The organism is Terriglobia bacterium (genome assembly GCA_035712365.1).
GTDB lineage: Bacteria > Acidobacteriota > Terriglobia > UBA7540 > UBA7540 > SCRD01.
This window is the reverse complement of record DASTAW010000019.1, coordinates 1-12,455: the sequence shown is the minus strand read 5'-3', so window position 1 is coordinate 12,455 and position 12,455 is coordinate 1. Positions and strand designations below refer to the sequence as shown.

General features: G+C 58.3%; 10 protein-coding genes and 1 tRNA gene. 7 read left to right on the top strand and 4 right to left on the bottom strand.

The window, feature by feature from the left end; translation table 11 throughout:
- The first annotated feature begins 104 nt into the window (after positions 1-104).
- The gene (locus tag VFQ24_05080; protein ID HET9177715.1) at positions 105-905 is read left to right on the top strand and encodes a BON domain-containing protein; all 801 of its coding nucleotides are present in this window, start codon (positions 105-107) and stop codon (positions 903-905) included.
- Between the two features lie 117 nt (positions 906-1,022).
- The gene (locus VFQ24_05075; GenBank protein HET9177714.1) at positions 1,023-1,241 is read left to right on the top strand and encodes a hypothetical protein; all 219 of its coding nucleotides are present in this window, start codon (positions 1,023-1,025) and stop codon (positions 1,239-1,241) included.
- Positions 1,242-1,268: 27 nt separating this feature from the next.
- Here the strand turns inward: VFQ24_05075 and VFQ24_05070 are convergent, their stop codons facing one another.
- Entirely contained in the window at positions 1,269-2,246 is a 978-nt protein-coding gene (locus VFQ24_05070; protein ID HET9177713.1) for a MoxR family ATPase, read from the bottom strand.
- Between the two features lie 255 nt (positions 2,247-2,501).
- On the opposite strand from VFQ24_05070, the gene VFQ24_05065 reads away from it, so the two are divergent.
- The 4 genes from VFQ24_05065 (at position 2,502) to VFQ24_05050 (ending at position 5,765) form a co-directional block, all read left to right on the top strand.
- Positions 2,502-2,849 (top strand): hypothetical protein, encoded by a 348-nt coding sequence (locus tag VFQ24_05065; GenBank protein ID HET9177712.1) that lies wholly within the window; start codon positions 2,502-2,504, stop codon positions 2,847-2,849.
- Positions 2,850-3,092: 243 nt separating this feature from the next.
- Positions 3,093-3,167: transfer RNA gene (locus VFQ24_05060), tRNA-Val, on the top strand.
- A 121-nt stretch (positions 3,168-3,288) separates the two neighbouring features.
- Positions 3,289-4,533, top strand: a complete 1,245-nt coding sequence (locus VFQ24_05055; GenBank protein HET9177711.1) for a RidA family protein — start codon at positions 3,289-3,291, stop codon at positions 4,531-4,533.
- 239 nt (positions 4,534-4,772) lie between these two features.
- Positions 4,773-5,765 carry an aldo/keto reductase gene (locus tag VFQ24_05050; GenBank protein HET9177710.1) on the top strand — a complete coding sequence of 331 codons (993 nt, stop codon included), beginning with the start codon at positions 4,773-4,775 and terminating at the stop codon, positions 5,763-5,765.
- A gap of 46 nt (positions 5,766-5,811) precedes the next feature.
- On the opposite strand, the gene VFQ24_05045 is transcribed toward VFQ24_05050, so the two are convergent.
- Complete coding sequence (locus tag VFQ24_05045) at positions 5,812-8,214, bottom strand: glycoside hydrolase domain-containing protein (protein ID HET9177709.1); 2,403 nt, start codon at positions 8,212-8,214, stop codon at positions 5,812-5,814.
- Positions 8,215-8,394: 180 nt separating this feature from the next.
- Between VFQ24_05045 and VFQ24_05040 the strand changes: the two genes are divergently transcribed.
- Positions 8,395-9,609, top strand: a complete 1,215-nt coding sequence (locus VFQ24_05040; GenBank protein HET9177708.1) for an amidohydrolase family protein — start codon at positions 8,395-8,397, stop codon at positions 9,607-9,609.
- A gap of 171 nt (positions 9,610-9,780) precedes the next feature.
- On the opposite strand, the gene VFQ24_05035 is transcribed toward VFQ24_05040, so the two are convergent.
- Both VFQ24_05035 and VFQ24_05030 read right to left on the bottom strand, forming a co-directional pair.
- Entirely contained in the window at positions 9,781-10,326 is a 546-nt protein-coding gene (locus VFQ24_05035) for a cytochrome c3 family protein (GenBank protein ID HET9177707.1), read from the bottom strand.
- A gap of 21 nt (positions 10,327-10,347) precedes the next feature.
- Positions 10,348-12,240 carry a pyrroloquinoline quinone-dependent dehydrogenase gene (locus VFQ24_05030; protein ID HET9177706.1) on the bottom strand — a complete coding sequence of 631 codons (1,893 nt, stop codon included), beginning with the start codon at positions 12,238-12,240 and terminating at the stop codon, positions 10,348-10,350.
- Positions 12,241-12,455: the final 215 nt, after the last annotated feature.

Sequence of the window (12,455 nt, the reverse complement as noted above, 5' to 3'; positions counted from 1 at the left end):
GGATTTCTGCCAATTCCACAGCCTGAAACGCCAGGCCAGGTCCCTGCGTCTAATAGGGTGTGTGGTGGATAGGGAGTACACCACAGAAAGCGAGGTGGCCAACCATGACCACGCGGGGTCTGTATCAATCAAAGCTTCTGCAGAAGACATTTACGATGGGGAGCTCGGTCACGCTGATTGCGCTGCTGTTTCTGTTCGCGCCTGCTGCCAGCCGGGCTGATGTTGGGCCTTCGAGCGCCGAAATCACCGCAGGCGTCCAGGGCCGCTTGTACAACGCCGGCATTTTCAAGCACGGCGAAGTGAACGTACAGGTCGCAAACGGGGTTGCGACCCTGACGGGCGCGGTGGACAGCTACGGGCAGGAAATGCGTGCGGTTCGCGCCGCCCGGAAGCAGCATGGCGTGAACAGCGTGGTGAACAATATCCAGGTGAGGAGCGACGATGTCAGTCCGCAGCAGATTCTTAAAAAGGCACGGCATGAGGTCCTGACCTACCCGTACTATACGGTCTTTGACAACATTACGCTGTCAACGCAGGGAAACGAGTTGACGGTGGCGGGCCAGGTTACGCAGCCTTACAAGAAGTCTGATCTCGGCAATATTCTTGCCGACATTCGAGGAGTGACAAACCTGAAGAATGATATTCAGGTGCTGCCGCTGTCCTCATTTGATGACCACATCCGGCTTGCTGTGGCAAGACGGATTTACGGTGATCCGGCGTTCTTCAATTACGGAAACCAGGCCAACCCGCCTATCCACATCATTGTGAATAACGGGAATGTGGCCCTTGAAGGCGTCGTCAACAGCAATGTCGATCGCCAGAAGGCGGCGATTGACGCACGATTTGCAGCTACCTACTTCGGGCTGGAAAACAATTTGCAAGTTGAATCGCAAAAGCCTGCCTGATGGTCTTTTGGCCCGCGGCTGCCCCTGTGCTGCCGCGGGATTTTTTTGTCTGCACAGCGTTCATATTATGGCCCTGACGATTGACACGCCGCCGCCAGGCGTATTAAGGTGGAATGCATGCGATCGAAAAACAACATCAAGCAGTTAGCTCAGATGGTGAGACTGGACCAGGTGGATTCACTTCAACTGCTTTCCGCCAGGACCGGCGTTCCTGCCGAAAAGCTGGCCGAGCGCTGGCGTTCAAACTCGCAAGGAGATGCCCACCGCGCTTCCGGCAAAAGGCTGAAGGCGTTAAGCCGACCCAAAGGGACCGTTCCCCGGTCCACTGGCTCCTGAAACCCGCACCATCCAGCCCGCACCGCGTTACAGAGGGACCGCAACGCTCTCCACGATTTCCTTTAGAATGGTTTCAGCGTGGTCCGAGCGTTTCAGCGTGGAAGTGTAATCGGAGCTCACCATTGAGCGGTGGGCGAAGACGGGCAGCACCAGGCGCTTGAAATCGTCCGGGATGCAGTAATTCCGCCCTTCCACCAGCGCCATGGCCTGCGCGGCCCGATACAGCATCATGGAGCCGCGCGGACTGACGCCGAGCGCCAGATCGGGATGACGCCGGGTCTTTTCAACGATGGCCAGAAGATAATGGATGAGCGCGTCGTCAACAATGACCCGCCGCACCGCCTGCTGGACTTCCACCACCTCTACGTCTGTCATGCTGGGACGGATCTTGGAGACCGGATCGGCCAGGGCGGAGTTCGTCAAAATCTCCTTTTCGCTTTCTGCTGAAGGATAGCCGATCCGCAGCCGCATCAGGAAGCGGTCAAGCTGCGACTCGGGCAAGGGGTATGTCCCGTGGTGCTCCACGGGATTCTGCGTGGCCACCACCATGAAGGGCTGCGGCAGCGGGTAGGTGTGGTTGTCCACCGTCACCTGGAATTCGTTCATGGCCTCGAGCAGCGCGCTCTGGGTCTTGGGCGTGGTGCGGTTGATCTCATCGGCGAGAACGATGTTGGCAAACACCGGGCCCGGGCGGAACTCGAAGGCCTCGGTCTGCTGGTTGTAGATGCTGATGCCCAGAACGTCCGAAGGCAGCATGTCAGACGTGAACTGGACCCGCTGGAATGAGCAGTCAAACGATCGCGCCAGCGAATGCGCCAGCGTGGTCTTGCCGACGCCGGGAACGTCCTCAATCAGCAGGTGCCCGCGGGCAAAGAGCGCCACGAGCGCTAACTGGACAACTTCATTCTTGCCGCGGATCACACTTTGAACGGACTCGCGCACGCGGGAGAGCAGCTCCGTTGACTCGGCGACTGTTGGATTGGCCGGGGTCTCTTCCATACTCATCAATGAACTTCGACCGCGATCGCCCGCTTCTTGAGAAATTCTAAATATCGAGGGGCCTAGAGGAAGTTTACACCGTGCCTGCCCCGCCTGGCGTAAAACGCCAGACACGGACAATTCGCTTCCCGCGGACGTTGTGGCCGTCACAGTCAGCAGAATGAATATTATGTAAAGTTATTACACAGTTCTTGACAGTTCCATATCAATGATGTATTCTTGAAGTGTAAGTCATTCGCAGATACTTCGGAGGATCAAGATATGGAACTGTTGCTGAAAGACTTCACAATTCCAAAAGAGAGGGGCGGCCGCATCTCATTCTCGCTCACCATGAAGGATGGCGAGGCTGAAGCGACGATCCACGGCCTGCTGTACAATCGCACCCGGCACATCATAGAGTATCAAAAGCATCGCTCAAAGAACTTCTACGGACAAACGGCCCAACTGTCACCGAAGCTTCACAGCCTCGTCCAAGACCTCGTGCAGCGTGCCGAGAGGAGGTACGGGGACCAGGTTATACCGTCAATCATCATCACGAACGATATGCTGCGCAAGCGGGTGTCGCCTCCCGTTGGGGAAGCAGTAGATGCAGAGTCGCTGCTGATGTGAGCCAGGAACAACTCCCGTCGCGTCAAGCCCGTCGCAGCTCGGCGGGCTTTTTTCTTGGCTTGATCTAAAAGTGTACATGATAGATATTATACATTCAATTCATAGTATGACACGCTGTGCTTAATCATAGCAACTCAACTTTCCATGGAAAGCCTGTAGGTCAAGCCCCCACGGCGTGCTGCTTATCTCCTCATGGGGCCGCCCTAGACCCCAGCGGCGAAATCTGCTATTTTGAATAACCACGGGCGATTAACTCAGCGGTAGAGTGCCACCTTCACACGGTGGAAGCCACAGGTTCGAGTCCTGTATCGCCCACCATTTTTGCGCCTTTATAAGCAATGAATGATCCACGGTGGCCGTCCGGCAGCGCCCGCGTGTACACGTCCGGAGTTTGCTGGCAGTTCATTTCCCCAACTGTAGTTGGAACGAGGAGCGTCGAATGAGAAACTTGTTGAAGCGAAGCTGCGTCCTGCTGCTCCTGTTTTTTGCCCATGGTTTTAACCATTCACTTTTTGCTCAGGATCAGGTGCTGAAGACCATTTATCCTGCCGGATACAAGTCCAACAATCTGCCCTACACTCCCGCCGTCCTGGCAGGTGGCACCCTGTACGTTTCCGGCCAGGGTTCTTTAGACGCTGCGGGCCACGTGCCGGAGGATTTTCCCGGCCAGTTCCGCCAGGCGCTTCAGAACCTGCAGAATGTGCTGCGCGGAGCGGGAATGGACTTTGGAAATATCGTGTGGCTGAACGTCTACCTCACCGACATGGGCAACCTGTCGGCCATGAACCAGGCCTATTGGAACACCATCGGCGCGAACCCTCCGGCGAGGACCATCCTGCAAGTTGCCGCGCTGCCTGTCGGGCAAAAGGTGGAAGTCAATTGCATCGCCGTTGCGGACACGCAGGAGCGGCGTGAGATCTGGCCGTCCGGATGGAAGCGCGGCCCGCACCTCGATCCTCCGGCGATCCTCGCAGGAGATGTCCTCTACATGTCAGCGCAGGGAGACGGCAATCTGGTGACGGGCAATCGTCCCTCGGACTTTGCGGGTGAAGTCAAGCAGGCCCTCGACAATGTTGGCGAGGTTCTGAAGGCAGCCAACATGAGCTATCAGAATGTTGTGTGGGTCAATCCATACATGGAGGCTGGCGGCAGGCAGGCTTATGGTGCGATGAACAAGGTTTACGCCAGCACTTTTGAATTTGGCAATACTCCCGGTCGGGGCACCATCAACGTTGTGGGCCTTCCGGAAGGTGGGCACATCGTTTTCAGTTGTATCGCCGGCGCAGACCTCGCGAAGCGCAAGGCGGTGAAGCCGCGCAATATGCCTCCGAGTCCGACGGCGAGTCCGGGCATCCTTTACGGCAATACGCTTTATCTCTCCGCCAAGGATGGATTTATTCCGGGCCAGGGTCTGGTTACCGGCGAATTCGATTTACAACTTCGGCAGTCAATGAGGAACCTGCTGGACGGCTTGGAGGAAGCCGATATGGATTTCTCGAATGTGGTGTGGTCAACGATCTACCTGCGCGAAATGCCGGACTACGGCCAGATGAATGGCCTTTACAAAACATTCTTCCAGGGAATGTTCCCGGCCCGCACGACCTTGCAGCAGAATTTCGAGACGGGTGTGCCGGGCGCTGAACAGATTTCGGTTATCGCCGTCGCCACTCCCAAAGGCAAGTAAAGAGTATGGTAGGGTGGAGCAGAAATTGATTTGTAATGTCTGCGATCAGCCCTGCTGATTGACCTCAGAATGAGGCAGTTCAGGAGCCACAGCATTATGCGGCATAATCTGGAAATTCCTATCGCAAATGCCAAAATCTTAAGGTAAACTGCGGTCAATAGGGGCAGAGAGAACGATCAGCGGACCCGATTCGCCTTCGCGGTTCCCGAAGGCAAATTTTTCCGGCAAAGGAGCAGACTATGAGCAAGGATGTTTCCCGCAGGAAATTCCTCGAAGGCCTTGCAATTGGCAGCGCAGCGGGCGTAGGAATGCTGACAGGCCTCCACGGAACGGCGGAAGGCGCTACGGTTGAGCGCCTCCCTCACCGGATGCTCGGACAGACGGGTGAAAGCGTTTCAATCCTGGCTTTCGGCGGCGGCAGCCGCTTTGGCATGTACAAGGACGAAGAGGCGTCGTTGGCGGCGCTGAACCGCGCTCTTGATCTGGGGATCACCTATGTTGACACGGCCCACGCCTATGGCAGCCCCGCTGGTGAAAGCGAGCGGCGCATTGGCAAGGTCCTGAAGACGCGGCGCAAGGGAATCTTTCTGGCCACGAAAATCGAGCAACGGACCCGCGACGGCTTCATGCGAGATTTGGAAATCAGCCTCAAGCGCCTCGACATGGACCATGTGGACCTGGTGCACATCCACAGCCTGGGTTTTGCGGATGACCTGGCACAGATTGAGTCTCCCAACGGCGCTATGAAGGGCCTGATCGAGGCCAAAGAGCAGAAGATGACCCGCTTTATTGGAATGACCAGCCACACCGACGGCCCCACCATGACCAAAGCGATCGAGCGGCATCCGTTGGATTGCGTGCAGATGGCATTGAATGCGGCGCGCAATGGGAAATTCGAAGCAACGGCGCTGCCGGCGGCGCAGAAAAAGAAGTTGGGCATCATTGCCATGAAGATCACGGGGCAGGAATTTCTGCTGGGCGACGGCCCCGGCAAGACCAATATCAATGAACTGCTCAGCTATTCGGTGAGCCTGCCGGTCACTACCGGAGTGATTGGGATGCCGAAGGTAGAGGACATTGATCACAACGCGTCGCTGCTGCGCCGCTTTACGCGGCTGGACGAAGAAGTGATGGACCGCATCCGGCAGCAGATGTCGCCCTCTACTGAGCCGCTGACCAAAAGGCTCGTCGGCCACCTGGACATTGACCAACACCACGTCTGCTGGGCATAGACTTTGTGGAGACACCCCCGGCGGGGCGTCTCCACGTCCAGCATCCCTATTTAACAAATTGAATGATGCCAAACCGCGTTGGGACGTGGAAGGTGCCGCCCCCCGGAATACTGCTCCAGGAGAGGAAGCGTCTTTGGTGGTCTTCCCCCTGCCCGTCAGCACGGAACAGGTTGAGGCGCCACTCCGCACCGGCAACGATTCCCTTTGCTCCCAGTGCTGCAACAGGAATGCGCAACTCGCAGGTCCAGATGTGGCGCTCGGCATCGACGCGCGTGGCGTGGTCATAACCGGAGTCCCAGTTGGCGTCGTTGAAAGGCGAGTGGTCCTTGTTGATCTCGAGGTCGATCCAGAGGTTGTTGGGTGACACCTCAAACTCGTAGTAATGGTTCACGCGCTCGGGCTGGGCGTTGATGAAAACCTCCACCACATCGCGGTTCCAGAGTCCCCACTTTTCGGCCGCCGGGTTCGCGTCCTTGTAGATATTCAGAGTTTCGTATTTGCAGCGATAGGCGAAGTAGACGTAATACGGCGTCCACAGCGTGGCGATTTCGGTTGCGGACTGCGGGTAATGCTTCTGGCCGGACGCATCATGGTCCATCACCACCCAATCGACCGTCTTCCACGCCTGTTTATCGAGATTGCCGTCGGGGACAAAATCTTCGGGCGAAAATTTTGAAGTGATCCGGGCGTTGCTCGTATAATTCATGCTTTGTCTCCCTTCAGACTCGCTTAAAAGAGCATCGACTTCGAGCCGCGAAAGCCCGGGGCTGGCGACGCCCTGGCACCTGTTCAGGTAGACTGCCCCGCGGATTGCTCCCATCATGCGTTCTTCCAGCCTTGCTGCCTCTTCGGAATGGCCTGAAGTCTGGCGCAAATCTGCAATTTTCTGTTTCAGTATCGCTAGAGCGTCGTAATCTTCGATTCCCTGGCGCAGCAGCTCCCAGCGTGTGCTGTCAATGGGGCCGTTCTTACCCGGATAAACGAGGAAGCTGTCGCCGGAATGCCAGCGGCTTTCAGGATGCTGCCATACGTCATCCGGCCACGACTGATAGGCCCACCGCGTATAGCCCGCAAGCCCGCGCTGGAACGTGATCCACGGCAACAGGCGGGATTCCCATTGCGGCGAGTAGATGAAGGTGTTCGGCGAGGCCGTGTCGCACGACGTGTAGAAAGCGGTTGGCCCCACGCCGCGCCTCTCTTCCAGCAGCTTGCGGACGGCATCGCGCCGCGAGAGCGCTCCGTAATGAAGGATCAGGTCGCCGGCCGTGGCGGATTCCTCGCTCGAGCTTCCGCCCGCCAGCGCTATCTTGAGTTCGGGCGCGTTGGCCTTGAGGACGCTGAAGATTCCTTTCATGATGGCTTGCGGCTTTTCGTCGAAGCCGATGTAGGTTCGATCAAGCCAGCCATGCTGCCTGAGATGATTCACCAGCGCCGGCAGAAAAGCTCCCCAGGCGTCCTTGTATGCCGCATCGCCAACGTGGGTGGGACACACTCGCAACTTGCCGGTGGTGGTGTCAATGTATCCAATGTTGCAAAGCGAGGTTGGGCCCGGGCCGTCCACCATCGAGAAGCACTGGATGGACTTGTCGATGCCTGCCTTCATCATCATTTCCACGTAGCGGTCAAAGACGGAAAAGTCGAACCGAAATTTCGACGCCTGCCCCGCCTGGTATTCTCCCGGGAAACGCCACTCCACCATGGAGGGATAGACGAAGCCGGTCTGCGAACGCCACGGATCATAGACGATGCTGGTGGAGATGGACCACTGCCCGTGGGCGGCGAGGTCCTGGGTGTACGCTTCCAGCAGTTTCCAGTGCTCAGGCGACCATAGGGGCACCTTGGCGACGCGCGCCACGGCGGCCGGGTCCTGCCAGATATTGAGATAAAAATCGCCCTTCTTCATGCCGGGCAGAGTGAAATCGAGCACGCGGAGGGACAGGTCAATCTGCTTGCTCTCGCCGCCCGCTTCGACCTTGAGCGCGCCCTTGTAATCACCCGGATTGGCATCCGCAGGAACGGAAATGGTGAGCCAGATTCCCTGTGTCCAGTTCGATTTGATTTCCGCAGGTGGCGAGGTGAGCAGCGGGTCCGCCATCAGTTCGCCGCGCTCGACCACCGGCACGTACCCGGGATAGCGAATCTCCATCCAGCCGCACGGAAGCGCCTTCGGGCCGGCGTCGTCCGAAGCTTCGCAAGTTACTTTGAACGGTCCGAGCGTCTGACCGGCGCGAACGGCAAGTTGCATGGAGACGATTTCGTTCCGGAAAGCTTCGGCGCTCGCCTCGGGGCCTCTCTCGGTTTGCACGCTGGCGGGAGTGAGACGCATGTCAGGGCCCACGTCCCACGCCTGCAACGTGCCGTTTGTACGTTGGGCGTTGGCGGCGGTCAGCACGAAAAGAATTTCAGCCAGCAACAGCGCGATGAGCGGAAGCGATCTGTGGCGAGTCATTAGAGCATCTCCTGTGCGCGAAGTGCGGGGCATTCGGCCGTGCGGCATGGAGCATCGAAAACGGCCTGCCGGGTTTACGGATGCTTACCAACTACTTCGTTGACGTGCGACTTGGGCAAGAGTAATCTTCAGATTACTCTGGAAGCGGAATTCTACACCATAGGAGAGACCACAGGCATTATGGATCGAAGACAATGGCTTGGAATGATGGGGGCCACGCTGGTGGGCAGGCCCGGAATTCCGGCCCGCGCCGCGCAATCTCACACGTCACAGCCCGCCCATGGCAAAGGTTCGCAGATTTATCTCAGCGAGTTTCAGCCGAAAAGCATGTTGACCGTTCCGGCCACTGACGTCGAGCGGGCCAAGTTCCCGGTGATCGATATTCACACGCACCTTTCGTTTGCCGCGGTCAATACCAACGGCGTGCCCATGAGCGAGAAGCTGCACTTTCTGGCTGAGCCCGCCAATCTGCTCGCCGTGATGGACCGCTGCAACATCCACACTCTTGTGGACGTCACCGGCGGATTCGGGCAGGGACTGGTGGATGCCGTCCGGAAATTTCACACTCCGCACCCGGACCGCTTCCTCGTTTTCACCGAGCCGTGGTACCCGAAAACAAATCAACCGGGTTATCCGAAATTCCAGGCCGATGCCATTGAAAAGGCCCACCAGGCCGGCGCCAGAGGATTGAAGGTCCTTAAGACCCTGGGCCTCTATTTGCGTCAGAACGTCACCTCGGGTCCGCTGGTCAAGATCGACGACCGGCGCTTTGATCCCATGTGGGAAGCCTGCGGAAGCCTCGGGATGCCCGTGGTAATGCATACCGCCGATCCCGACGCCTTCTTCCTGCCCACCAATCGCTTCAACGAGCGCTACGAAGAACTGAACAATCACCCCGACTGGTCTTTTTACGGCAAGGACTTTCCCAGCAAGCGGGAACTGCTGGACGCGCGGACCCGCGTCTTCGCCCGCCATCCGCAGACGCAATTTGTGGCGCTCCACGTCGCGAGCCTCGCCGGGAACCTTGCAGAAGTCGCGGCGCTGCTCGACCGGCTTCCCAACGTGCACGTGGAAACGGCGGCGCGCATCAACGAACTGGGCCGCCAGCCGCGCAATTCCCGCAAGTTTTTTGACAAGTATCAGGACCGCATCATATTCGGTACCGACGCCGTGCCGCCGCCTTTCGGCGACGTCACTCCTCAACAGATTTTCGGCGACAAGCTCTATCAGATATACTGCCGGTTCTTTGAAACCGAGGACGAATATTTCGATTACGCTCCCGCGCCGAAGCCGCCGCAGGGCCGCTGGCAGATCTACGGAATCGGCCTGCCCGACAGCATTCTGCGCAAGGTTTATTACGAGAACGCAGCGCGATTACTGAAGATGAAGATTTAATGAGGATTGCAAAATATAGTGACGTTTTCGCGTAGCACCGATCCCGCCAAGCGGGACCGGCCTCGATAAATGCCGCCGAGACGGCGGCGCTACAAGAACCTTCGGTAGGTCGGCCACGGAAGCCCTTGTGACGCTGCGGGCAGATGTTTGTGCCTTTCGCACCGCTTTATGTCACATGGAAAGCGTGTGGCAGGCATCGCAGTTCACCGTTGCCTTTTCGGTTTTGTGGCAGCCGACGCAGAACATCATCGACAATTTTATTTCCTGCTTCAGCACGTCACTTTCACACACTTTGCCGTGGCATGCCGCGCAACCTACTCGCGCGCTGGCGTGGCGTTGGTGGCTGAAGAATACAAAGTCCCGGATCTTGTAAACGCGCACCCAGGGAACCGGTTTGTGCTGCCGGGCGTAGCTCGCGACTTTGCGGATGGCTGGGCTTCCGGCGGCGACAGATTGATGGCAGGCCATGCAGACCTCCGCCGTGGGCAGGCCGGCGGTTTCGCCCGTAGTGGCCGTCGTGTGGCAGAGCACGCAAGGGATGTTCTTTTCGCAATGCAGCTTGTGGCTAAAAGGGATGGGTTGCAACACCGGCCCAGGAGCATTACGTCCGGCCTGCGCGCCACCTGCCGAGGTAGCCTCAGCAACCGCTGCAACCAGGAAGAACGCGACGGTACAACGCGTCCGCATCCGCACCCGGTTTCGAGCGTTTCGTGCCATCAGACCATTCGACAAGTGTGATTAAGGCAGCGCATAGGCCACCAGTGCATCGGCGAAATGCGCGTCGTACTTGTTGCCGCCACCTGCCGCAATCACGATAAACTGCCTGCCCGTTTTCTCGCCCTGAAAAGTCATGGGAGTTGCAAAGCCGCTGGCGGGAAGGCGCGTCTCCCACAATTCCTTGCCGGTATCCTTGTCGAAGGCGCGAAATCGTCCGTCATTGGTCGCCGCGATGAAGAGCAGGCCTCCCGCCGTAACAATGGAGCCGCCCAGGTTCGCGGAGCCGGTCGGCGGAACCCCCTTGGCCAGCAGCGCATCCACCACGCCCAGGCGCTCCTGCCAGCGGAATTTACCGCTGTTCAAGTCGATGGCCGTCAGCAGGCCCCAGGGCGGCTTTTCGCAGAAATTGCGGTTGGAATCCTGGAAGCGCCCGCCCGCCAGCCGATAAGCGATGGCTGATCCCGCTCGCGCCTTCTTCATCTTGCCGATTTCTCCCTCTGCCATGGCATTGACGTAGAGCGTCTCGGTGGCAGGGTCAAATGACGCTCCGCCCCAGTTGCTCCCGCCGTTGGTGCCGGGGAAAATAATCGTGTTCTTCAACCCCCACGGATGATAGAGCCCCCCGGGGCCGGCATCGCCCATCACCCTTTCGCATTCGGCGCGCGATTCGGGCGTGAGGTCGGTCAATTCATCGGGAGAAAACGTCTGACGGATGACGGGCGCGGGCAGCAATGGAAAAGGCTGCGTGGGCCAGGTCTGCTCACCGGGAATGGCGCTTGCCATGACTTTGCGCTCTTCAATCTTGAACAGAGGTTTACCTGTAACGCGGTTGAACAGGAATACAAAACCCATTTTGGTGACCTGTGCGACAGCCGGAATTTCCTGCCCGTCACGGTGTGCCGTAACCAGCACGGGCTGTGCTGGAAGGTCATAATCCCATATGTCATGATGCACAAGCTGGTAATACCATAACAATTTTCCAGTGGCGGCGTCGAGGGCGATCAGAGAGTTGCCGAACAGGTCCTTTCCTTTGCGGTCGCCGCCATAGTAGTCGTACGAAGGGGATGTGCCAGGGACGAAAAGGATCCCCCGTTTCACGTCGCAACTCAGCATTGACCATGCGTTGCCGCCGCCGCGCTGCTTCCAGGCGGGGCCCGGCCATGTTTCCCGGCCAGCTTCGCCGGGCCGCTGAATCATATGGAAGCGCCACACCAGCTTTCCGCTGTGGACATCAAACGCCCGCACGTCGCCGCTGGGGCCTTGCGGTTCGGAGTCGGAAACGATCGACCCGGCAATCACCAGGTCTTTATAGACGAGCGGCGGTGACGAGAGGCCGGACAAGCGGTCAGGGAAATCATCCGCGGTTCCTTTTCTCAGGTCGATGTAGCCTCCCTGGCCGAAACCCGAAATGGGCTTGCCGGTGCCGGCGTCGAGCGCAAAAAGCCGGCCGTCGAGCGTGCCAAAAAACAGACGCTTGTCATCGCCGTGCTGCCAGATGGCCGCGCCGCGGTTGATGAAAAGGTTGTACGGCTTCTCCTTATCGAGCTTGGGATCGAACGCCCACAACTGCCTGCCGGTTTCCGCTTCAAGTGCAATCACGCGCGCAAAGGGCGTGGTGATGTACATAATGCCGCCGATCACCAGCGGCGTGCATTCAAACGATGACCGGACCGGGTTCCCTGTCCCGTCGCTGACGTCGCCGGTATGGTAAGCCCAGGCTAAGCGCAGCCTGCTGACGTTTTCCCGGTTCACCTGCTTGAGCGGCGAGTATTTCGAGCCTCCCGGATCGCCGCCGTAGTACGGCCACTGCTGGGCCTCAAGCGTCCCGCTCTGACTCGGAATGAAAACGGCGATGAACATGAGAGCCAGCGCCAGGCGCATCACTCCATGGTTGTCGGCATTCCGTCTGTTCATTCGATTCTCCCCGCTCGCGACGGGCCTGCTGGCCGACATGCATCCTACGCCCAATCTGATTTTGCGCGCAAGCCTGCGTATGGAGACATGTTAAATGTAACTGATGAGAGGCTGTCGAGACATTTAAGGATGTAACCCGTCGCGCCGTTTTAGGTGTAACCCGAATCCAGGGAGATGGAGGAGGGTTGCCATGAGTCGTCACTCGAGACGGGAGT